The following is a 21,551-nucleotide window of genomic DNA, read 5'->3' as shown; positions in this document are numbered from 1 at the left end:
CCCCAACCCCCCCCCCGCCGCCCCGCCCCCCCCCCGGGCCCCCCCCCCCCCACCGGGGCCCGCCCCCCCCCCCCCCCCGGGGGGGCCCCGGCCCCTGTTTCGGGCCGGTTCGGGATCAGGTCCGGGCCCGGTGGGGACGAGGAGAAAGGCGGTTGCCGGGCTCCGGGTTCGGTGGGCTTCGTCTTCGCGCCGAGGGACGCGTGCGATCAACCCAACATATGGACCGCCGCAGGCGGGTGGGACGCGGCAGGCGGGTGGCGGGCTAGGATTCCGGGTCCCGCAGCATCGTCAGGAAAGGGCCCGTCGTGGCATTGGACATCGAACCGGAGCGCCTGTCGGCGATCGTGGCCGAACAACCCGATCCGCTCGTGTTCGCCACCGTGTCCGGCGCGCACCTGTACGGCTTCCCCTCCCGGGATTCCGACGTCGACCTGCGCGGCGCGCATCTGCTGCCGCTGACCGCGTTGGTCGGCCTGCGCGAGGGCGAGCACACGCGCGGGCGCATGTGGGAAGCCGACGGCGTGGAGAACGACCTCGTCACCCACGACCTCGGAAAGTTCGTACGGCTCCTGCTGCGCCGCAACGGCTACGTCCTGGAGCAGTTGCTCTCTCCACTCGTCGTACACACCACGCCGGCGCACGCCGAGTTGGTGGCGCTCGCCCCCGGACTGGTGACCCGGCACCACGCGCACCACTACGCCGGGTTCGCGCGCACGCAGCTACGGCTGTTCGAGCGGACCGGCGAGCTCAAGCCGCTGCTGTACACATTCCGGGTCCTGCTGACCGGGATCCACCTGATGCGCTCGGGACAGGTCGTGGCCGATCTCCCCACCTTGGCCGACCTGTGCCGGGACATCGCTCCGGCCTATCTCGGCGACCTGGTGGCCGCGAAACGCGAAGCCGAGCACGGCGCACTGGACGAGTCGGTGGCCGTCGACGCGGCACGGGCGGACATCGATCGGCTGCGGGCCGCCCTCGACGACGCGCACGAGGCGTCCACACTCGCGGAACGCCCCGAGGGCCACGACGCGCTGCACGACCTCCTGGTACGGGTACGCCTGACCGGCATCCGAACCGGCCCACCCTGTCCCCATTGATCGTTCCGGAGCCGGAACCTGCCGGCAACGGGTAGTCATCCCGGACGCCGCGCCTCCCGAGGCGTCACGGGAACCGGTGGCCGTACGCCGTGCAGGACGTACGCGAGGATCTCGACACCGCGGACCACGCGCGGTCCGGGCCGGTTGAAGTACGCCGGGCCGTCCAGCACCCACACGTTGTCGTTGCGAACCGCGGGCAGATCCGACCAGCCCGGCAGGCGCGTCAGCAAGTCCCGTTCCGCCTCGATGCGTTCGGGTGGGAATCCGCATGGCACGACCAACACCACCTCCGGCTCGGCGAGACGATGCGCATGCGGGGGTCACAGGAGCACGGAAGTCCCGGACCTGGTGGACACACCCTCGGATCCGAATCGTGGACATGCGCCGACGATGGTGCCGATTTCTCGGCGTCGTTCGGTTACGGTGAATGACCATGACCTCCTACGTCACCGACCCGCGCGTCGACGACTACATCGAAGCCCTGCCCGATTGGCAGCAGGCCATCTGTCGCGAGGTCCGCGACCTGGTCCATGGTGCCGACCCGGAGGTGGCCGAGACCATCAAGCGCACCGTTCGACCGTACTTCGTCCTTCAGGGCAACATCTGCGCGCTCCTGGCGGCGAAGGACCACGTCAACGTGTTCCTGTACGACGGGGCAATCGTCCCCGACCCCGAGGGGATCATCACCGGCGGCCACGACAACAAGACCGCCCGCACCGTGGCCGTACGCCGGGGCGAGACGATCAACGCACCCGCCCTGACCGCCATGTTCGAGCAGATCATCGCCAACAATCGTGCGGGCGGTTGGCGCAAGCTCAAGCGCTGACATCGCTCGCCCCGTCGGCGATCGGCGATCCGAACCATCGAGGTCGAGGAGGCCCGGCGCCTTACGCGAGCAACTGCTCGCGATCGCGCCAAGCCCGTTCCCATTGACGGGTCAGCGCCGGGTAGACGATCAGGTAGCGGAACGGTGCGATGAGGGACATGTACACCCTGCCGTACCGCCCGTTGGCCTTGACCAGAACCGCCATCCGCAATTCGTAGTCGCCGACGTCTCCGTTCCCATCACCGTCACCGCCGCCGGTGTCCCCGCTTCGCACCCACCCCAGATGCATGATCCCGTGCACCGTCCGGTTGGCCAGTTCGCGCGCGGACTCGTTGTCGAGGTCGTACACGGGCGTGAACGGACTGCCGGCGGGGAGGGAGAGGTCCACGGTCTCCGCGAGCTCGCGCGGCACGCGGTCGCGCAGCGGCCGGACCCGCGTACCCAGACCCGTCTTCGGCTTGTCCCAACCGAGCAGGGCGCCGAGCTTCCAACGCACCGCGAACAGGAACCGGGCCGGGAGCGCCTGCTTGCCGAGCCCGCCGCCGGCGCGCATCGCGGCGAGCATGACGGGGAAGTCGTCCGGACCGGAGCCGGGAGCACGGTAGGACCATACGTCCTCCACCCGGAAGTCACGGGCGAGCTCGTGGATCCGCCACGGCTGATCGGTATGGGCTGTGCGGGGAAGTCTCACGGCGCGCCGCCGCCTTTCCTGCCTCGGGCCATTGCTGCCACCTCTGTTATACGCTTGCGTATAACGCCAGGCAAGATCGAATATGCGGTTACGCATAATCGGACGGGCGGTTGCATACGTCCGGTGCACGGGCACGAGGGGCACGACCGGCACGACGGGCACGAAGGGACACACCGTGGGCGCTGCTCGCACACCGCGCGACAGGTGGGTCGAGGAGGGCCTGCGCGCGCTGGCCGACGGCGGCCCGGACGCCGTGCGCGTCGAGGCGCTGGCGAAGCGGCTCGGCGTCACCAAGGGCGGGTTCTACGGGTACTTCGCCGACCGCGACGCGCTGCTGCGGGCGATGCTGGACGCCTGGGAACGGGAGAGTACCGATGAGGTGATCGACCAGGTCGAGCGCGAGGGCGGCGACCCGAAAACCATGATCCAGCGTGCGGGCATGCTCACCTTCTCCGACGACCGACTGCTCCCCCTCGACCTCGCCGTCCGCGACTGGGCCCGGCGCGACGAGGCGGTCGCCGAACGCCTGCGCCGGGTGGACAACCGGCGTATGGCCCTGCTGCGCGAGATGATCGGCACCTTCTGCTCCGATCCCGACGAGGTCGAGGCGCGCAGTCTGCTGGCCTTCTGCGTGGCGATCGCACACCGCTCCCTTGCCACCGATCACGAGGGCCGCACCCGCGCCGAGGTCATCGCCCACGCGGCCGACCTGATCCTCGACCGCCCACGCCCCGACTCCCGATAGGGCACTCCGCGACGCCCGTGCGGTACGGATCGCTCTACGCCGACCGCCCATGCTCCTGCCCGGTGATGCGTTCGGCGGGCCCGAACCCCACCGGGAGTCCAACTTCACATGCCCTGCGGGCGATTCGTCGCCGATGCCCGTGGCGGCGTGATCCGCACCCGGGTACGCTGCGGCGCCTGCCGCAGGTGCCGGTTCCGGTCGGCCGGACGACGTCGAGTCCGCGAGCTTCACCGCTTTCGTCTCGTTTGTGTATCGGACCGTACGGGGACTCCCGACGTGCGGTGGACTCGAACAAGCGGAACCGCCCGCCCGGAGCGGCGTGTTCTTCGGCGCGTGATGGGGGAGACAGTGACCGACACCTGGGGCTGTGAGTGTCTGGTGGAGCACGGCCGCGCACGGGTGGTGGTGCCGAAGGTCGTGGACGCGTCCGTCGCCCACCGGCTGCGCAAGGACCTCGTGGCGCGGATCAACGCCCTGCCCGACGACGTCGTCGAGGTGACGTTCGACCTCGTGGCGACCGAGGTGCTGGACGAGGCGGGTGCGGCGACGATCGGATCCGCGTACCGGCACGCCTTCCTCCTCGGCCTGCGCCCCACCTGGCGGACCGCGACACCGGAGATGCGCGCCGCGCTGCTCCACGAGGGCGGCGAACTCGTTGCCCGAGAGCACGAACTGAACGCGTCTCCCGCGTAGCGCACGCCGGCCGGCGCGCGTTCGGGCCTGCCCGTCGAGTCACGGAGCCGGTCGGCGCGCCGGAGGCGGGATCTTCCTCGGTGTCGGCAGTACCTCTGCGGGGTCGTACGGATCGGGCACGCGGGCATGCGCACCCGCACCCGATCCGCCGCACCGAACCACCCGGCGTGTCGATCCGCCGGACCCTCGGCTCCCCCGGCTCCCCCGGCTCCCTCTGCTCCCCGGACCCGAGGAGGCGTCCCCATCCGCAAGGGCTACGAGGACGGCGCCGGGAACACCTTCGAGAAGATCAGCTTGGTCAGTTCGTCGGCCGGCGCCTTGCCGTCGGGAGACTGGTTGAGGTTGACGAGGACGACAACGGTCGCGCGCGACTGCGGGTTGTAGCCCACGAAACTGTTATAACCCGGCAACTGGCCGTCGTGGCCGAGGAAACCACCGAAGTCGGCGATGGCGAGACCGTAGGTCGGCGCGCCGGGCTGATCGGAGGCCGGGACGAAGGTCAACCGCTCGCGCTGGACCTCGGGGCTCAGCAAGGCGCCCGTGGCCAGTGCCGGGGCCCAGCGGAGCAGGTCGTCGACGGTGGAGACGGCGGCGCCGGCCGCCCAGGCCCACGAGGGATCGGAGTTCGTGACGTCCTTGGGATTGCCGGCCGACCAGTCGGCCCAGGCCGCTTCCTTGCCCTCGAGTACCGGCGCGGTCAGGCTGTCGACGTTGGAAATGAACTCGTAGCCGTGCGCGTGCGGGCGGGGAAAGCGGGAGTCCGTGGCCAGACTGCTCTCGGACATGCCCAGCGGCCGGAAGATGCGTTGCCGGAACAACTCGGCCAGTGGCTGTCCGGTGAGTTCCTCGGCGATCAGTCCGAGCAGGATGGTATTGGTGTTGGAGTAGTGGAACCCACCTCCGGGTGGGAAGTACGACGGGTGCGCGAAGGCGATCGCCAGTAGTTCGTCGGGGGTCCACGGGGCCTGTGGATGTTCGTCGAGCGCCCGGTTGAACGCGGGATCCTCGCTGTAGTTGTACAGCCCGCTGGTCATCTGGAGGAGCTGACGGATGGTGATGTGCTGCCCGTCGGGTACGTCGGGCCGGTAGGCGGCGACCGGGTCGTCGAGGGACAGCCGCCCGGCCTCGACGAGTTGCAGGATGATCGTCCCGGTGAAGGTCTTGGTGACACTGCCGACCCGCATGTGGTCCGTGGACCGGATCGGCGCCCCGTCGGCCAGGTCTCCGGTGCCGAGTGTGGTGGTCCACGTACCCGACTCGGGGGTGCGGATGGAGACGATGGCGCCGGGCACGCGCATTCGCTGCATCAGGGCGATCAGCTCGGGCGTCAGCGTCTCGGCGAAGGACGGAACCCGCTCCGCGGACCCGGCGGGCGCGTCGGATCGAATCGCGGTGGCCGGCGCCGGCGCGGCGGCCGTCAGGCTCAGCAGCGCCGCCGCCAGCACGGCCGCGGCTCTGGGGCGGCGCCGGCGCGGCCGGGTTCGACGCGAACCTCGTTCGGCGGGCGGGAGCGGGCTCGACAGTCGGGTTCGCACGAGGTGGTCCGTTTCGTTGGGGAGCGGTGGACCCCACAGATACCGGCCACGTCCCACGCGTGCCCGGTGTTGCGCCACCGGTGGGCGTGTTCGCCCCACCGTCCCGCCCGACACCGGGAATCCGGAGCCGGTTCTCGCACGGCCCCGAGCACGACCGGTTCGATCGTGTACACCCTGCCGGCGGCTCCGCTCGAGAAGCCGGGCCGACCCGTTCGGCCTCCCTGTCGGCCGAACGGGCGGGCGGCCCGACGGAAACGGCGGATGCGGGCGTTACACCGCCGCCTCGTCCCACAGTTCGCTCACGTGGGCGTCCACGAGGGCGCCCACGCGTGCGAGGACATCCTCGGCGGGTTGCGGGGTGATGCGGCGGCCGTCCCGCAGGCGTAGGGCGATGTGGTCGTTCGCGGCCTCCTTGGCGCCGATGACGGCCTGGTAGGGAACGAGACGGGACTCGCGGATACGCGCACCCAGGGTGCCGCGTTCGGGCTCGGCGATCTCGACCCGCAGTCCCAACTCCAGGCAACGCCGCGCGAACGCCTGCGCGTTCGGGAGCTCGGTCGCCGCGATCGGGAGCACCACCAGTTGCACTGGCGCGAGCCACGCGGGGAAGGCGCCGCCGTGCTCTTCGATGAGGTGCGCGACGGCCCGCTCCACGCTGCCGATGATGCTGCGATGGATCATCACCGGTCGGTGCTTGGCGCCGTCCGCGCCCATGTAGTGCAGGTCGAACCGCTCGGGCTGGTGGAAGTCGATCTGGACGGTGGAAAGGGTGGACTCGCGCCCGGCCGGGTCGACCACCTGGACGTCGATCTTGGGGCCATAGAAGGCGGCCTCGCCCTCGACCGCCTCGTACGCGAGCCCCGAGCCGTCGAGCACGTCGGTCAGCAGCGCGACGGACCGCCGCCACATCTCGGGCGCGGCCACGTACTTGCCTCCCGCACCCGGCAGCGAGAGTCGATATCGCGCCGCACCGATGCCGAGCGCCCGGTACGCGCGAGCGATCATCTCCAGGGCCGCCCGCGCCTCCTCGGCGACCTGGTCCAGGGTGCAGAAGATGTGCGCGTCGTTGAGCTGAATGGCCCGGACCCGGGTCAGCCCACCGAGCACGCCGGACGGCTCGGATCGGTACATGCCGCCCAACTCGGCCATACGCAGCGGCAGTTCACGGTAGCTGCGGCCCCGGGAGCGGTAGATCACCGCGTGATGGGGACACAGGCTCGGCCGCAGCACCACCTGCTCGCCGCCCACGTCCATCGGCGGGAACATGTCGTCGCTGTAGTGCGACCAGTGACCCGAGATCTCGTACAGTTCCCGCTTGCCCAGCACCGGCGAGTACACGTGCCGGTAGCCCGCCCGCCGTTCGGCGTCGCGGATGTACTCCTCCAGGGCGTGCCGTACGGCGGCGCCGTCGGGCAGCCAGTACGGCAGTCCCGCCCCGATCAGCGGGTCGGTGTCGAACAGTTCCAGCTCACGGCCGAGTCTGCGGTGGTCGTGCATCGGGTCTCCTCGCGTACATCGGGCGAGTGACCGCAAGACGAAGCCCCGGGGCACTCGCCCCGGGGCTTTGACCAAGAAATCCGTCAGCGCGCCGGGACACTCTCCGGCGTCGTCGTCATCATGTGGGCGCGCTTCATGCCATCGACGCTAGCAAACTCGCCGTGCCGTCGCGATCGTATTTCGCCGGAGCCGCGCCGGAGCCCCTGCCCGCGGAGCGACCCTCACCGCGCCGGCGCGACGCTCACCTCGGACGAGGATCCGGAATCCGTACGGACGCCATGCCCGCCGCCGTCGCCGCCCGGATGCCCATCTCCGTGTCCTCGAAGACCAGACAGTGCTCCGGCGGCACGCCGAGGTGCTCGGCCGCCCGGAGATACCCCTCGGGGTCGGGCTTGGCCCTCGTGTAGTCGCCGGCGCACACCAGTACGTCGAACCTGTCGAGCAGACCCAGTGCGGTCAGCGACGCCGTGACGGAGTCGCGGGTGCTGCCGGAGACAACGGCCGTCGGTATACGCCCGGCGGCGTGTTCGATGTGCGCCAGGACGCCCGGTACGACGGTCACTTGCGGGAGGTATTCGCGGAAGAGGAGTTCCCGGCGATGCGCGACGGCCTCCACCGGCATGGCCAACCCCTGGTCCTCGTTGAGCGACGTGATGATGTCCGCCACCGTTCGCCCGCCCCAGGCGTAGAACAGATCCTCGGGGAACACGCAGCCCCACTCGTCCAGAGCCTGCTTCCAGGCCCGGTAGTGCAGCGGCATCGAGTCGGCGATGGTGCCGTCGCAGTCGAACAGGTAGGCGCGGAAATCGCCGGGCGGCAGGGAAAGGATCATCGCGTCACCGTATAGCCCCGCGCCCGAGCACTCGTGTCCCCGTACGGCCCCGCACCCGGGCACCGGCCCGCCGGCGGTGTGTGGACGACTTCGGCTGATCCGTGTGGCCCCGCCCGGGATGCTCGGAACACGGGTCTCGGGCACGATCGGGACATGCGCCATCACCCGCCGACCGGTGAACGAACCCCTCGACACTCCCCTGGGCCCGCGATCCCGGTGGGCTCGGACAACGAGTGGGATCCGCTGGAGGAATGTGTGGTCGGCACCGCCCGACGATCGATGTTCCCGGCCGAGGACGACGACATGTGCGCACTGGTCGAAGAGTTGGGCCGCCGGCCGCTCCGCTGTCCCTTCCGGCACGTGCAGAGCCTGGGCGGTTCGTTCCACTGTGCCACGCTCGACATCCGTCGCCGGGGCGACCGGCCCGGGTGACGGGCGCGCCCACTGCCTCGACGCACCGAGCGTCTGCCTCCGCATCCGCGTCCGCGTTCGTCGCCGCGCCGACCGCCGGCGCCGGCCGTTCGCCCGACCGCCTCGATGTCAACCCCGAGGGTCAAGGCGTGGCCGCTCCCCGGGCCCGTCGCAACGGTGTGCGCACGGCGACGGCCTTGGCGTTGAAGGCTCGGATGCGGGCGGTCTCGTGCGACGCGCGCCACACGAAACCCCATTCGATGGGCGGGGCGTCGGAGATGGGCACGTAGGTCACGTCGGGGCGGGTGTAGAAGCGGATCACCTGGCCGCCGACGGTGAACGCGCCCTCGTCGGCCGCGATCAGGGCCAGGGCCTCCTGGAACGAGGCCACCCGCGGCCCGTGTGCGATCGGCCGACCCTGTGGCGTCGCGGCCGGGACCCGGTCGTCGGCGATGGCGGCGGGTGCGTTGGCGGGCATGCGCAGCAGGGTGACGCGGGCCAGGTCCTCCAGGCAGACCTCCGGCCGGGCGGCCAGTCGATGCCGCGAGGAGACGGCCAGGTATCGAGGCTCGCTCCACAGCGCGGGCCCGGCGACCATGTCCGGCTCCGTGACGGGCCGGGTGTTGAGCACCATCTCCGTGCGATGCTCGCGCAGTTCCGTGAAGGAGTTGTCCATCTGGAGCTCGTGGACGATGACGTCGCCGGTCGGGTGCTCGGCGCGATAGGCACGGGCCGTCTCCAGAACGAGCGCACCGGCCGCGGCGCCGAGAAAGCCGACCCGCAGCGGGCCCTCGAAGCCGCGAGCGGCCATGATCGCGCGTTCCAATGCCCTTTGCACCTGCTCGTGGCCGGGGCGCAGGTCGTCGTGGAACAGGGTGCCGATCGTGGTGAGCGCCACCAACCGACTCGTTCGGTCGAACAGGGACGCCCCGACCCGGCGTTCGAGCTTGCGGATGATCTGACTGACCCGCCCCGTGGACACGCCCAATCGCTCCGCAGAACGACCGAAGTGCAGTTCCTCGGCGACCGCCAGGAATGCCTCGATCTCGTACGTCTCCACGCAGGCCCCCGCCCGATCGTTGAATCCTGCTCAACGATAGTTGATCATGGCGGCGTTGTTCCCGTCCGGCGGCTGAACGATCTTTGAGGAACACATTCACGATGCCGAACGGACACGACATGACGGTGAGTTCGAACAAGATCCTGGTACTGGGCGGGACCGGCAAGACCGGCCGCCGGATCGTGGATCTGCTCCGCGCGCGCGAGGCCGACGTACGGGTGGGCTCGCGCGGGGCCGACCCGGGGTTCGACTGGGAGGACCCGGCGACGTGGGCACCCGCGTTGCGGGACGTGGACAAGGTCTACGTGTCGTTCTTCCCGGACCTGGCGGTACCCGGGGCTCCCGCGGCGATCCGGGCCTTCACCGAGGCGGCGGCGAGCGCGGGCGTGCGGCACCTGGTGCTGTTGTCCGGGCGCGGCGAGGAGGAGGCCCAGGTGTGTGAACGCGTCGTGGCCGATTCGGGAATCGCCTGGACCGTGGTGCGCGCGAGCTGGTTCAGCCAGAACTTCAGCGAGGGTTACCTGGTCGGGCCGGTCCTGGAAGGACAGGTCGTGCTGCCCGTCGGCGACGTGGGTGAACCCTTCGTCGACGCGGACGACATCGCCGAGGTCGCCGTCGCCGCGCTCACCGAGGACGGGCACCACGGGCAGACGTACGAGGTGACCGGGCCGCGCCTGCTCACCTTCGCCGACGCCGTCGCGGAGATCGCCGCCGCCACCGGACGCCGCGTCGACTTCGCGACCGTGGGCGCGGACGAGTACGCCAAGGCACTCGAGGAGGCCGGCCTGCCCGCCGGCGACATCGACTTCCTCATCTACCTCTTCACCACCGTGCTCGACGGCCGCAACGCACGCGTCGAGGACGGCGTCCGCAGGGTCCTCGGCCGCGCACCGCGCGACTTCGCGGACTACGCACGCGCCACGGCCGCCACCGGAGCCTGGAACCGGGAAACCTCGTGACCGGCCGGCCGACCTCGGAGTCGGCGACCACACGGCGAGGCTGAACCCCCGGCCCGTTCGCCGGGTCGCCGATACTCGGTGACGCTCGGGACCCGGCGCACGACCGCCACGACAACCGCGCCCGGTGCCGACACGCAAGGACGCCGGCACCGGGCACAAAATAGGCAACCTCGACGACCGCGGACCCGGGTCGGCGGCAGGGACGGGCACGAAGCCCGGCCCGGCCGCCGGCCCGGGTCGTACGCATGCCCGTGCGCGCCCTGCCCGGCCCCGACCCCTGCGGGACATCGCCGTCCCGCCGGTCGCGACCCCGCGTCGGCGGATGTGGGTCGCCGGTCGAAGCCGGGCCCGTCGATGCGGTGCCGGAGACGGCAATTCGAGGGGGCATGGTCGGAGCGCGCGGCCGCAAAATCGGAGGTTCCGCTTCCTTGAGATTGTCAACGATATGCGGCGGGGTCATGACCCGAAAACTCATGGGCCGATCCGGTCGGGCGGCGAGGATCGATCTCGTCCACGATCTCGTCCATGTGCGGTTCGCCTCGCGTGCCGGTCGGCCGATATCCAAGGTAAAGCGCCTGATCAATGGCATCCCGGCAGTTGTCAAAGATTGGGGAACCGGAATACGATCTTCGCGTTTTCCGTCCATCGGCGGGTAATCGATCTTCCCGGGAGGGTCGCCGCGACGCACTAGCCAAGCCGCCGGCCCTGCTATAGAGTCTATCTCGGTCATCAGCCCGCGCGAACTCGCGCGAAAAGATTTGATGACGCGACTCTCCGGTCAAACCAAAGTGAATAGCTGAGTAATAGCCGTTCCGAAGCTTCTCCGCGGAGTCGGTACCCCTTCCGCCAGTCGTCACCGACTAAACGGACGGACCGGGACCGAAGCTCCGCGACCTGCCTGCCGTGCTCGAAATCGAGATTAAGCGGGCAGGGAATCTCGTGTGCCTGAAATCCGACCACCTGTCGCCGCCCGGCGTGCGCCGCGGACAACCGTTCGACTTCCGCAGCGCGTGGCGGCCAACCTCCGAGAAGCATCTGTCGTGAAGCTCCGCGTGAGCCGGTTCCCGGCGCACCGGGGCTGTTCCCCGGCCATGTCGCGAGTTACGCGCGTTGCGCTGGGGAATTTCGCCGGATGACCAGTCCTGCGCGAGTGCTGGGAGTGTCGTCGAGCCGTGGGGAAATCAGTCGAAAACCGTATTCCGGGAAAAAACGAACCCCAGTCGGCGCAGTACCGCTGTGTCGGCATCGGAGTCGGTCCTGCCAACCTGAGCCTGGCGTCGCTGCTGCACGGACGCTCGGAGACGCCGAATCTCTTTCTCGACCAGAAGGAGCAGTTCGGCTGGCACGACAATCAGCAGATACCCGGCGCGTCGTTACAGGTGTCGTTACTCAAGGATCTCGTCATCCTCTCCGACCCGACGAACGGGTTTTCCTTCCTCTCGTACCTGCACGAACAGGGGAAGATCTACCACTTCATCAACGCCCAATACGAAGCGGTTCCCCGTCGGGAATTCCGGAATTATCTGGAGTGGGCGAGCCGGCGCAACGAGAACATCGTGTTCGGCGAAAAAGTGGTCTCCGTCGAATTCGACGACGCGGAAGATTCATTCGTCGTGCACACCAGTCGCCGCACCGTGACCGCGGACAACATCTGCGTCGGCGTCGGCACCAGACCCTGGGTTCCGGAACAGGCTCGGGACAAGCTCGGCGACACCCAGTTCCACGTCTCCGACTTCATCGACGGAACGCGCGCGGGACTCGTCGGCAAGAGGGTGGCCGTGGTCGGTGGCGGCCAGTCCGGAGCGGAAGCTTTCCTGGATCTGATATCACGGACGCCGAAGGAATTGCCTCGGCGCGTGACCTGGATATCGCGGCGCGGGAACTACTTTCCCATCGACGACTCGCCGTTCACGAACGAGTACTACATGCCGAGCTACTCCGAGTACTTCTCCGGCCTCGACAAAGCGGTCCGCGAGTCGCTCAACAATCGCAACGTGCTGAGCAGCGACGGCATCTCGGAGTCGACGCTGCGCGAGATCTACCAGCGCTGCTACGAGCACCGCTTCATCGACGGGGCGCAGGATCTGCTGGCGCTGCTTCCCAATCGTGGCGTCACCGATGTGAGCGCGAACGAGTCCGGCGGGTGGACCATCAAGATGGGCCACAACGACCGACCGGGTGTGGTCGAGCACGTGGATGTGGACACCATCGTGTGGGCCACCGGATTTCGTCCGGCGTCGACGGATTTCCTCGCGCCGATCGAAAGCCGCCTGGAGCGCGAGGGCGACGAGTACCGCATCGACCGGGACTTCGCCGTGCAATGGGACGGCCCCCGCGATCGCCTGATCTTCATGCAGAACGCGGCACGTGGCCAGCGCGGACTGGCGGATCCCAATCTGAGCCTGACCGCCTGGCGCAGCCGGCGCATCCTCGACCGGCTTCTGGGCGTGGGCTCCGACGAACAACTGCCGTCGTTCGTGGAGTGGTCCGCCAAGCCGCCCGTCGACGAACTGGACGCTCTGTGAGCCCCGAACACGCCGATGTCGCCGTCGTCGGCGCGGGAATCGTCGGGTGCCTGGTCGCCCGGGAAATCACCGCACGCGCGCCGGAGGCATCCGTCGTACTCCTGGACCGGGACACCGTCGGTGCGGGCGCGAGCCGACGGTCGGCGGGACTGCACTGTCCGCGCGGCGCGACGGAGCGGGTTCGGCGCATGACGGCGTACAGCCAGGACTACTACGCCCGGCTCAAGCAGCGCGCCCCGGAGTTGCCCATCCACGCGGTACCGATGTCGGTGGTCGCCTCGCCCGCGAACGCGGCGCGAGTGCGCGAGATCTACCTCGACAGCGCCGAGTTGACCCGCATCGACACCGTGACCGACAGTCCCGCGCCGGCCGATCCCTCCGGCGCACCACCCGGGCAGGATCCGTCCGGCCCTCCCGACCTCCGCCTGCCCGAGCACGCGCGGATCTGGAACTGTCGAGGCGCCCAGTACGCCGACGTGTACGCCCTGGTCCACGACCTCGCCCGGGAGCTCCGTCCCCGGGTGACCCTGCGCGAGGGCGTCCATGTGGACGCGGTCCGCGCCCTGGCCCACGCGAGCCCGGGCCGCGACACGAGCGTGAGCGGTGTCGAACTCACCCTCGGCACCGGCGAGACGCTGACCGCGGAGCGGGTCGTCCTGGCACCGGGCCCGTGGCTCGCCGAGCCCGCGTGGCGGGAGCTGCTGGCCCCGCTGGGCGCCCGGGTCAAGAAGATCGTCGCCCTGCACATCGAGCGGGTCCCGACCCGCACCGACCGAGCCGTCGTCTTCCAGGACGAGGACGCCTTCCTGTTGCCCCTGCACGCCTCGGGGCACTGGTTGTTCAGCTACACCTGCACGACCTGGGACGTCGATCCCGACGACCTGGTCGACGGGCTGTCCGCGGACGACGTCGACCAGGCGCGCGCGAGCCTGCGCCGCTACGCCCCCGAACTGGCCGAACGCTGCGTCTCGGGCCGGGTGTTCTGTGACGCGTACAGCCCCACCGGAGAACCGCAGGTGCGGGCGCTGGGCGAGGGGCGCGTGGTCTTCGCCGGCACCGCCAACGGTTCCGGGTATCGGCTCGCCCCGGCGATCGCGGCGGAGGCCGCGGACCTGCTGGACCTGTCCTCGATTCCTCCGCACGCGTGGGAGAAGCAAAGGAGTCTGTCGTGAAGATCAGCACCTATCGCCCCGACGCCCCCCGCGCCGCCGACGGCGTCGCCGTGGCCGCCGTCGAGACGGGCTCCGCGACGCGGCTGGGGGTCGGCGCGACCTGGGTCGGCATCGCCCCCGGCACGCGTTCGCAGGCGCACCAGCACGACGAGACCGAGACCTGGGTGTTCGTCTCCGGAACCGGGGAACTGACCGTGGACGCCGAGCGCCATCCGGTATCCGCCTCCACCGTCGTGCAGTTCGAACCGTTCGAGACGCACTCGGTGGAGAACACGGGCGACACCGACCTGCTGTTCGTCAGCTTCTACTGGCGCGACGGCGAACGAGCGGTACACGCGGCCAACGACACCGGACACCGCGGGTTCGGCAAGCGTCCCGTGTTCGTCTTCTCCTCCGCGCCCACCCCCAACGGCGACCTGCACCTGGGGCACCTGTCCGGGCCGTTCTTCGGCGCCGACGTGTTCGTCCGGCACCAGCGCATGCTCGGCGCCGACGCGTGGCACATCACCGGCAGCGACGACTACCAGAACTACGTCGTGGCCGCCGCCCGCCGGGAGGGCCGCACGCCGGCACAGACCGCCGCGCACTACAGCGCCGAGATCCTGGCCACGCTGAAGCTGATGGACATCGACGTCCACCAGTACACCGCGACCAGCCGTGACGACGCCTACCCGGCCGCGCTGCGCACCTTCTTCTCCCGGCTGACCGCCTCGGGGACGGTGGCACCGAGGGAGGGTGCCGCGCTGTTCGCCGCCGACACCGGCGAATACCTGTACGAGTCGGGGGTCACCGGACGCTGCCCCGCGTGCGACGCCGACAGCGGCGGGAACATCTGCGAGACGTGCCTGGAACCCAACGTGTGCACCGACCTGGTCGAGCCGCGTTCCGCCGCGTGCGACGCGCCTCCGCGCGAGAGTCCGCTGGTGCGATACACCTTCCCGTTGCACGAGTTCGGGAAGGTGGTCACCGACCACCACCGGCTCGGCCGCGTCCCGGCGGGGGTCAAGGAACTGGCCGAACGGCTTTCCCGCCGCGAGCGGTTGCACATCCCGGTCACGCATCCGGCCGAATGGGGCATCACACCCGCCGAATCCGACGTGCCGGGTCAGGTCATCTGGTCGTGGCTGGACTACGCCTTCAGCATCCTCTACGGCATCGGGGCACTCGGCCGCGACCTGGGCCGTGACTGGGACGCGGACGACCCCGGGGCCGACTGGAAGATCGTGCACTTCCTGGGTTCGGACGGCAGCTTCTTCCACCCGATGTTCATCCCGGCGCTGTACCGCGTCGCGCATCCACGATGGCAGCCGGACATCGACTACAACATCAACGAGTTCTACCTCCTCGAGGACAGCAAGTTCTCCACCAGCCGCGGCCACGCGATCTGGGGCAAGGACGTGCTGAACCCGCGCACGGTCGACGCGATCCGCTTCTACCTGGCGCTGACCCGTCCCGAGGGCCGACGCACCAGCTTCTCCCCCGACGCGTACGAGGGCTTCGTCCGCGACACCCTGGTCGGCACGTGGCAGGCCTGGCTGAACGACCTGGGCGAGCGCGTCGCGAAGCGGTACGGCGGGGTGGCGCCCGACGCCGGCACCTGGCGGCCCGAGCACGCGGCCTTCCTGGCCCGGCTGGAGGCGCGCCGATCGGCGCTGACCGGAGCCCTCGGGCAGGACGGATTCTCGCTCAACCGCGCGGCCGAACTGTTGGACGGCATCGTCACGGACGTCACCACCTTCGCCCGCCTCCAGGCCCCGGCCGCGGACGTGGCGGACTTCAAGGACGAGGCGCGCACGGTGGTCGCCCTCGAACTGGCCGCCGCCCGCCTCCTGGCCACGTGCGGCGCGCCGGTGATGCCGAGGTTCGCGAACCGCCTGTCGACCGCGCTCGGCGCGCCCGCGCCGACCCGGTGGCCCACCGGGATCGACCTGGTGCCCGCCGGAACCGCCGTCGACCTGGCCGGCCAGGTGTTCTTCGCCGACCCGGGAACAACCGACCCGGCGCCCTCGAACCCGACTTCCTCGACCCCGGCGTCCGAACACCCGTCTTTCGACCACCCGGCCCCGCCGCTGCTCCCCTGGTTCAGCGGTCTGGTGCGCGACCTCCTGCGCCTGCCCGCGGACGAGCCGGTGCGGGACCGGTCCCTGGTCCAGCTCGGCATGGAATCGTTGCAGGCCATCGCCCTGCAGTACCAACTCACCGAGCAGGTCGACGCCGACGTGCCCATCGAGGAGTTGCTCGGTGCCCGCACCGTCGCCGAACTGAGCGCGCTGATCGCCGAGGGCCTGGATCCGGACGAGGTCGCCGCGCACACGGAGGTGCCGGCATGAGTCACATACAGGTTCTCCGCGAGATCGAGGCCAGGGGTCTGACCATCACGGCCGTTGGGGCCGACCTGCGCCTGCAAGGCCCCAGGGAGCGCATGGATCCCGACCTGCTGCGCCTGATCAAGGAGCACAAGGCAGAGATCGTCGCCCATCTGGACGCGCCGGACGGCTTCGCGATGACCGATCTGCAACGCAGCTATCTGGTCGGACGGGGCGAGCACGTCGAGATGGGCAACGTGGCCAGCCACGTCTACCACGAGATCGAGGGCGTCTGGGACATCGACCGCCTGGAGGCGGCGCTGCGCGCGGTCGTGGCGCGCCACGGCGCGTTACGCACCCGCTTCACCCCCGATGGTCGACAGGTCCGAGAGCACGACGTCGATGTGCGCGTGGCACGCGTGGACTTGCGCGGCGCGTCCGAGGCGGCGCAGCACGAACATCTGCTCGCCGAGCGCGAGTCGCGCTCGCATCGCATCCTGCCCGCCGATCGTGCGCCGCTGCTGGTGGTCGACGTCACCGTGCTGGCGGACGACCGGATGGTGCTGCACGTCGACCACGACGGCCTGGTCATGGACGCCATCAGCATGTTCCTGTTCTTCCGCGACTGGCGCCACGCCTATGACGTGATGGCGGACGCGACGGACGAGACGACCGGGAAGGCGACCGGGGAGGCGGGCGCCGAGCACGCGGATCCGCCGGAGGAGGCGTCCTTCGAGGCGTACGTGGCCGCGCTGGAGGCCGCGCGCACCCGTGCCCCGGCCAAGCGCGCGCGCAAGTACTGGCTGGACCGGCTCGAGGATCTCGCGCCCGCTCCGGACCTGCCGCTGCGCACGAGTCCCTCCTCGATCGTGGCCCCGCGCTTCTCGGCGCACTTCGCGCGGCTGACCCGGTCGCAGTGGATCGCGCTCAAGGCCCGGGCGGCGACGGCCGGACTCACCCCCTCCGCACTGCTGTTCGCGATCTACGCGGACACCCTCGCGGCGTGGGGCGCCGGTTCGCGCTTCACGATCAACACCACGGTGGCGAATCGTCCGCCGATCCACCCGCGCATGTTCGAGGCCGTTGGCAACTTCTGCGAGACGATGCTCGTCGAGATCGAGGTGGACCGGCGAATTCCCTTCGTGGAGCGAGCGCGTGCGCTGCAGGCCGGGCTGCGCCGGGGGTTGGACAACCGACACTTCACCGGCATCGAGGTGCTGCGCGAGGCGGGTCGGCGCGGCGGTGCGGCGCGCGGGCCTATGCCGTACACGTTCAACAGCGCGCTGGGTTACGCGCACGCCGACGTCGACGGCTCGGCCCTGGAGTTGTTCGGGGCGGAGGTGTACACCTCCAGCCAGACTCCGCAGGTGTGGCTGGATGTGTCCACGTTCGAGCAACACGGCGGCGTGGTGGTCCAGTTCGACAGCGTGGACGGCTTGTTCCCGGACGGTCTGGTGGCGGACCTGGTGTCCGGCTACCAGCATCTGCTGGAGGCGCTCCTGGCCGAGGAGGCGTGGTCGGCGACCACGTTCGACCTGCTGCCCGAGGCGCAGCGCGAGCGCCGCCGGGCGGCCAACACGACGACGGTGACGCTGCCTTCGCCGGGGATGCTCACGGACGCGTTCCTGGCCCACGTGGAGCGCGCGCCGAACGCGCCCGCGGTGCTGACCGGCGCGGCGTCGTACAGCTACGCGCAGGTGTACGGGCACGCCGCGCACGCCGCCGCGTGGCTGCGCGCCCGCGACGTGTGCCCGGACGAGTTGGTCGGGCTGGTGATGCGCCGCGGGCCCGAGCAGATCGTCGGCATCCTCGCCACGATGCTCGCCGGGGCCGCGTACCTGCCCGTCGACGCCGCACTCCCGCGGGCGAGGCGCGCGTACATGCTGGGCAACGGCCGGGCGCGGGTGGTTCTGACCAACGACGCGGAAGCCGCCGGCGACGACACCGGGCGCGAGGTCCTGGTGCTCGACGCGAGCCGCCCGCTGCCGCCCGGTCCGGTGCCCGATCCGCGCCCGGTGCCCGGCGCCCAGGACGACGACCACCTGGCGTACGTGCTGTACACGTCGGGGACCACCGGCGAGCCCAAGGGCGTGATGGTCAGCCGCAGGAGCGTGGCCAACGTGGTCGCCGACTGCAACGCGCGGTTCGGCGTCGGGCCGGCGGACCGGTTCTTCGGGATCAGCGCCTTCAACTTCGACCTGTCCGTCTACGACGTCTTCGGCGCCCTGTGTTCGGGCGCGGCCGTGGTGTTGCCGGACGCGGACAAGGCGGCCGATCCCGCGCACTGGTTGCGGTTGTGCGGCGAGCGGGGCGTGAGCGTGTGGAACTCGGTCCCGGCTATCGTGTCGCTGCTGCGCGACCAGGCGGCGGAGGGCACGGACGCGCTGGACACGCTGCGGCTGGTGATGATGAGCGGCGACCGCATCCCGCCGACGTTGCCCCTGGACCTGCGCAAGCTCGGGTTGGACCCGCGGATCGTCTCGCTGGGCGGGCCGACGGAGACCACGATCTGGAACGTGTCGCACCCGATCGGCGAGGACGACGACGGCTCGCGCAGCATCCCGTACGGCCGGCCGAACGCGAACAACCGGGCGTACGTGCTGGACGAGTACGGGTGCGACGTGCCCGACGGGGTCACCGGCGAGATCTGGGCCGCCGGGGTGGGCCTGGCACGCGGCTACTGGGGCGACCCGGAGTTGACCGCCGAGCGCTTCGTGATCGACCCGGAGCGGGGCGAGCGCCTGTACCGGACCGGGGACCTGGGCCGCTATCTGCCGGACGGCGAGATCGACATCCTCGGCCGCGGCGACTTCCAGATCAAGGTGAACGGCTATCGCATCGAGGCCGGCGAGGTGGAGACCCGCCTGGTCGCGTTGCCCGCCGTGGAGCGTGCGGTGGTCTCCCGACAGGGCGGCGCGCAAGGCGATCGGCTGGTCGCCCATCTCGTGCCCGCCGGCGACGAGCGTCCGGACGTGGAGGCGGTGCGCGCGGCGCTGCGCGAGCATCTGCCGCAGTACATGATCCCGGCCGGGGTGTACTGGCACACCGCGCTGCCGCTGACCCGCAACGGCAAGGTCGACCGGGTCAGGCTCGCGGAAGCCGCCGAATCCGCCGCGCCGTCCGCGTCCGCGCCCACCGCCGCCGACTCGGAACTGGAGCTCGTGGTCGCCGGGTTGTGGGCCAAGCCGCTGCGCGTCGCGGACGTGGACCTGGACGTCACCCGCCCGCTGTACGACCTGGGCGGCGACTCGCTGGTGGCCGCCCGCATCCTGGCCGGGGTGCGCAAGCGGTTCGGCTTGACGATCACGCTGGACCGGCTGCCGGAGGTGGACACGGTGCGCACGATGGCCGCGCACATCGAGCGCGGCCTGGCCGAGCGCGGTGGGGCGGGGTCGAGCGCGACATGAGCGACTCGGTGATCAACCACATCGTCTCCCGGGCCCCCACCCCCGGCCCGCACATCTCCTTCTTCCGGCTCGGCGGGATCCGGACGATGGAGCTGACCGAATTGCACGCGCGCGCCGGGCGCCTCGCCGTGTGGTTGCGCGACCTGGGCATCGATCGGGGCGACCGGGTCGGCATCCTGGCCGCGAACTGTCTCGAGTGGGCGCTGCTGGATCTCGCGGCGATCCGCCTGGGCGCGGTGACCGTGGGCTTCGATCCGACCAAGTTCGACACGGACACCGGTCTGCGCGAGCGCTACCGCCTGGGCGTGCTGTTCACCGACGGCCCGCCGCGGGCCCCCGGCAGCAGGGCCCTCGCGGAGGTCGACGCGGCGGCGAGCGCACCGGACGACGGTCGCGTCCCGGAGCCGATCGTCTACTCGCCCGACGACGTGTTGTCGCTGAAGCTCACCTCGGGCAGTACCGGCGAGCCCAAGACGCTCACCGCGTCCGTCGGCAGCATCGACGACGATCTGCGCGCGGTCCAGGAGATGTTCGGGCACGGCGGCGCGGACAATCTGCTCGTGTTCCTGCCGCTGTCGGTGCTCCAGCAGCGCTACTGGACGTATTCCGCGCTGCGTTGGGGCCACGACGTCACGATCAGCACGTACGAGGCGGCGTTCCCGGCATTGCGCCGGATCCGGCCGACGGTGGTGATGGGCGTGCCGGGATTCTTCGAGACGGCCAGGAAACACATCGAGGCCCGGATGCGTGGTGCCGGCGTCGACGGCGACGAGGCGACGGCGCGCCGCGGCGCCGCGCGGCAGTTGTTCGGCGACCGCATCCGCTATCTGTGGACCGGTTCGGCGCCGGCTTCGACCGGCACGCTGGCCTTCTTCGAGGACGCCGGATTGCCGATCTTCGAGGGGTATGGGCTCAACGAGACGTGCATCGTCACCAAGAACCACCCGGGCGCGCACCGGCGGGGCAGCGTCGGGCGCGTACTGCCGGGCAAACGGGTGTTGTTGGACGCCGAGGGGGTGATCCACGTGCAAGCCGAGCACCCGGTGTGCCGGGGCTACGAGCAGGCGCCGCTCGGGGTGTCCGAGCGGGTGTTCGCCGCGGACGGGACGGTGCGCACCAACGACATCGGTCATCTCGACGAGGACGGGTTCCTGTTCGTGCACGGTCGTGCCGACGACGTGATCGTGCTGGACAACGGCCGCAAGATCGTCGTCCGACCGCTGGAGGAGCACATGAAGTCCAGCCCGGTGATCGAGGAATGTGTGGTGTTCTGCCCGACGCAGACCCATCTGGTCGCGGTGGTCTCGCCCGCCGCGGATCCGGTGGGGCCTGCCGAGGAGCGCGCCATCGCCGAGCAACTCGCGCGCACCAACGCGGCGTTCGGCCAGGACGAGCAGATCCGCACGGTGGTGGTGGCCAGTCCTCGGTTCAGTGTCGAGAACGGGCTGCTCACCTCTCAGCTCAAGGCCAGGCGCGGGCGCATCCTCGACGCCTACCGTTCCCGGATCCACGACAACCAGGGAAGCATCCATGCAGTGCGAGATTGAGACGGTGGCCAGGCGGAACCTGGCCCAGGTGCTGGAATCCGGCGTCGCGCCCCAGGACATCGACCTGGACCAGGACATGGTCGGCACGTACGGGTTGACCTCGCTGAACAAGGTCCTGTTCCTGATGTCCGCCTGCGACGATGCCGGGGTGGACCTGGCCTGCTTCACCGAACCCGACGTGGCGGCCATGAGCACGCTGCGCGATGTGACCGAGGCGCTGTCGCGCCACGCCGGAAAGGTGGCTTGAG

19 protein-coding genes are annotated in these 21,551 nt (G+C 70.3%); 13 read left to right on the top strand and 6 right to left on the bottom strand.

Features of this window, described 5'->3' with window-relative positions; genetic code table 11:
- Positions 1 to 305: 305 nt before the first annotated feature.
- Positions 306 to 1,097: a DNA polymerase beta superfamily protein gene (locus ACIRL2_RS36585; protein ID WP_395864812.1), complete on the top strand. Its 792-nt coding sequence runs from the start codon at positions 306 to 308 to the stop codon at positions 1,095 to 1,097.
- A 35-nt stretch (positions 1,098 to 1,132) separates the two neighbouring features.
- Here ACIRL2_RS36585 and ACIRL2_RS36580 read toward each other — a convergent pair whose 3' ends face one another.
- Positions 1,133 to 1,327 (bottom strand): hypothetical protein, encoded by a 195-nt coding sequence (locus tag ACIRL2_RS36580; RefSeq protein WP_402238112.1) that lies wholly within the window; start codon positions 1,325 to 1,327, stop codon positions 1,133 to 1,135.
- Between the two features lie 203 nt (positions 1,328 to 1,530).
- Between ACIRL2_RS36580 and ACIRL2_RS36575 the strand changes: the two genes are divergently transcribed.
- Positions 1,531 to 1,923, top strand: a complete 393-nt coding sequence (locus ACIRL2_RS36575) for a DUF1801 domain-containing protein (RefSeq protein WP_395864816.1) — start codon at positions 1,531 to 1,533, stop codon at positions 1,921 to 1,923.
- A gap of 61 nt (positions 1,924 to 1,984) precedes the next feature.
- On the opposite strand, the gene ACIRL2_RS36570 is transcribed toward ACIRL2_RS36575, so the two are convergent.
- Positions 1,985 to 2,614, bottom strand: coding sequence for a DUF2867 domain-containing protein (locus ACIRL2_RS36570; RefSeq protein ID WP_402238109.1), 630 nt, complete (start codon positions 2,612 to 2,614; stop codon positions 1,985 to 1,987).
- A 175-nt stretch (positions 2,615 to 2,789) separates the two neighbouring features.
- Between ACIRL2_RS36570 and ACIRL2_RS36565 the strand changes: the two genes are divergently transcribed.
- Positions 2,790 to 3,359, top strand: coding sequence for a TetR/AcrR family transcriptional regulator (locus tag ACIRL2_RS36565; protein WP_395864820.1), 570 nt, complete (start codon positions 2,790 to 2,792; stop codon positions 3,357 to 3,359).
- 348 nt (positions 3,360 to 3,707) lie between these two features.
- Complete coding sequence (locus ACIRL2_RS36560; protein ID WP_402238106.1) at positions 3,708 to 4,052, top strand: STAS domain-containing protein; 345 nt, start codon at positions 3,708 to 3,710, stop codon at positions 4,050 to 4,052.
- Between the two features lie 254 nt (positions 4,053 to 4,306).
- Here the strand turns inward: ACIRL2_RS36560 and ACIRL2_RS36555 are convergent, their stop codons facing one another.
- The 3 genes from ACIRL2_RS36555 to ACIRL2_RS36545 form a co-directional block, all read right to left on the bottom strand.
- The gene (locus ACIRL2_RS36555; RefSeq protein ID WP_395864824.1) at positions 4,307 to 5,497 is read right to left on the bottom strand and encodes a serine hydrolase domain-containing protein; all 1,191 of its coding nucleotides are present in this window, start codon (positions 5,495 to 5,497) and stop codon (positions 4,307 to 4,309) included.
- 360 nt (positions 5,498 to 5,857) lie between these two features.
- Positions 5,858 to 7,120: a threonine--tRNA ligase gene (thrS, locus tag ACIRL2_RS36550; RefSeq protein WP_402238103.1), complete on the bottom strand. Its 1,263-nt coding sequence runs from the start codon at positions 7,118 to 7,120 to the stop codon at positions 5,858 to 5,860.
- 205 nt (positions 7,121 to 7,325) lie between these two features.
- The gene (locus tag ACIRL2_RS36545) at positions 7,326 to 7,916 is read right to left on the bottom strand and encodes an HAD family hydrolase (protein WP_395864828.1); all 591 of its coding nucleotides are present in this window, start codon (positions 7,914 to 7,916) and stop codon (positions 7,326 to 7,328) included.
- Between the two features lie 153 nt (positions 7,917 to 8,069).
- Between ACIRL2_RS36545 and ACIRL2_RS36540 the strand changes: the two genes are divergently transcribed.
- Positions 8,070 to 8,348, top strand: coding sequence for a hypothetical protein (locus tag ACIRL2_RS36540; protein ID WP_395864830.1), 279 nt, complete (start codon positions 8,070 to 8,072; stop codon positions 8,346 to 8,348).
- 121 nt (positions 8,349 to 8,469) lie between these two features.
- Here the strand turns inward: ACIRL2_RS36540 and ACIRL2_RS36535 are convergent, their stop codons facing one another.
- The gene (locus tag ACIRL2_RS36535; protein ID WP_402238101.1) at positions 8,470 to 9,387 is read right to left on the bottom strand and encodes a LysR family transcriptional regulator; all 918 of its coding nucleotides are present in this window, start codon (positions 9,385 to 9,387) and stop codon (positions 8,470 to 8,472) included.
- Between the two features lie 101 nt (positions 9,388 to 9,488).
- Here ACIRL2_RS36535 and ACIRL2_RS36530 point away from each other — a divergent pair, with 101 nt between their 5' ends.
- The 8 genes from ACIRL2_RS36530 to ACIRL2_RS36495 all read left to right on the top strand — a co-directional run bounded on the left by ACIRL2_RS36530 (position 9,489) and on the right by ACIRL2_RS36495 (position 21,550).
- A complete protein-coding gene (locus tag ACIRL2_RS36530; RefSeq protein WP_402238098.1) occupies positions 9,489 to 10,346 on the top strand; it encodes an NAD(P)H-binding protein in 858 nt (285 codons plus the stop codon).
- 903 nt (positions 10,347 to 11,249) lie between these two features.
- On the top strand, positions 11,250 to 11,390 hold the full coding sequence (locus ACIRL2_RS36525; RefSeq protein ID WP_395864836.1) for a hypothetical protein: 141 nt from the start codon (positions 11,250 to 11,252) through the stop codon (positions 11,388 to 11,390).
- 128 nt (positions 11,391 to 11,518) lie between these two features.
- Positions 11,519 to 12,871: a lysine N(6)-hydroxylase/L-ornithine N(5)-oxygenase family protein gene (locus ACIRL2_RS36520; protein WP_395864838.1), complete on the top strand. Its 1,353-nt coding sequence runs from the start codon at positions 11,519 to 11,521 to the stop codon at positions 12,869 to 12,871.
- Entirely contained in the window at positions 12,868 to 14,043 is a 1,176-nt protein-coding gene (locus ACIRL2_RS36515; protein ID WP_395864840.1) for an NAD(P)/FAD-dependent oxidoreductase, read from the top strand. The genes ACIRL2_RS36520 and ACIRL2_RS36515 overlap by 4 nt, the downstream gene beginning before the upstream one ends.
- The gene (locus ACIRL2_RS36510) at positions 14,040 to 16,373 is read left to right on the top strand and encodes a class I tRNA ligase family protein (RefSeq protein WP_402238094.1); all 2,334 of its coding nucleotides are present in this window, start codon (positions 14,040 to 14,042) and stop codon (positions 16,371 to 16,373) included. The genes ACIRL2_RS36515 and ACIRL2_RS36510 overlap by 4 nt, the downstream gene beginning before the upstream one ends.
- Positions 16,370 to 19,756, top strand: coding sequence for an amino acid adenylation domain-containing protein (locus ACIRL2_RS36505; protein WP_402238092.1), 3,387 nt, complete (start codon positions 16,370 to 16,372; stop codon positions 19,754 to 19,756). The genes ACIRL2_RS36510 and ACIRL2_RS36505 overlap by 4 nt, the downstream gene beginning before the upstream one ends.
- Positions 19,753 to 21,303, top strand: a complete 1,551-nt coding sequence (locus ACIRL2_RS36500) for an AMP-binding protein (protein WP_402238089.1) — start codon at positions 19,753 to 19,755, stop codon at positions 21,301 to 21,303. Before ACIRL2_RS36505 ends, ACIRL2_RS36500 begins: the two co-directional genes overlap by 4 nt.
- Positions 21,287 to 21,550, top strand: a complete 264-nt coding sequence (locus tag ACIRL2_RS36495; protein ID WP_331771933.1) for an acyl carrier protein — start codon at positions 21,287 to 21,289, stop codon at positions 21,548 to 21,550. The genes ACIRL2_RS36500 and ACIRL2_RS36495 overlap by 17 nt, the downstream gene beginning before the upstream one ends.
- The last annotated feature ends 1 nt before the right edge of the window (position 21,551 follow it).

Source organism: Embleya sp. NPDC127516 (assembly GCF_044765325.1).
GTDB lineage: Bacteria > Actinomycetota > Actinomycetes > Streptomycetales > Streptomycetaceae > Embleya.
This window is presented reverse-complemented; position numbering and strand designations above follow the sequence as displayed.

Bases quoted from the DNA above. Each gene is read 5' to 3' on its own strand.
- ACIRL2_RS36575 (WP_395864816.1), top strand. From the start codon at position 1,531: ATGACCTCCTACGTCACCGACCCGCGCGTCGACGACTACATCGAAGCC.
- ACIRL2_RS36545 (WP_395864828.1), bottom strand. From the start codon at position 7,916: ATGATCCTTTCCCTGCCGCCCGGCGATTTCCGCGCCTACCTGTTCGAC.
- ACIRL2_RS36540 (WP_395864830.1), top strand. From the start codon at position 8,070: ATGCGCCATCACCCGCCGACCGGTGAACGAACCCCTCGACACTCCCCT.
- ACIRL2_RS36530 (WP_402238098.1), top strand. From the start codon at position 9,489: ATGCCGAACGGACACGACATGACGGTGAGTTCGAACAAGATCCTGGTA.
- ACIRL2_RS36505 (WP_402238092.1), top strand. From the start codon at position 16,370: ATGAGTCACATACAGGTTCTCCGCGAGATCGAGGCCAGGGGTCTGACC.
- ACIRL2_RS36500 (WP_402238089.1), top strand. From the start codon at position 19,753: ATGAGCGACTCGGTGATCAACCACATCGTCTCCCGGGCCCCCACCCCC.
- ACIRL2_RS36495 (WP_331771933.1), top strand. From the start codon at position 21,287: ATGCAGTGCGAGATTGAGACGGTGGCCAGGCGGAACCTGGCCCAGGTG.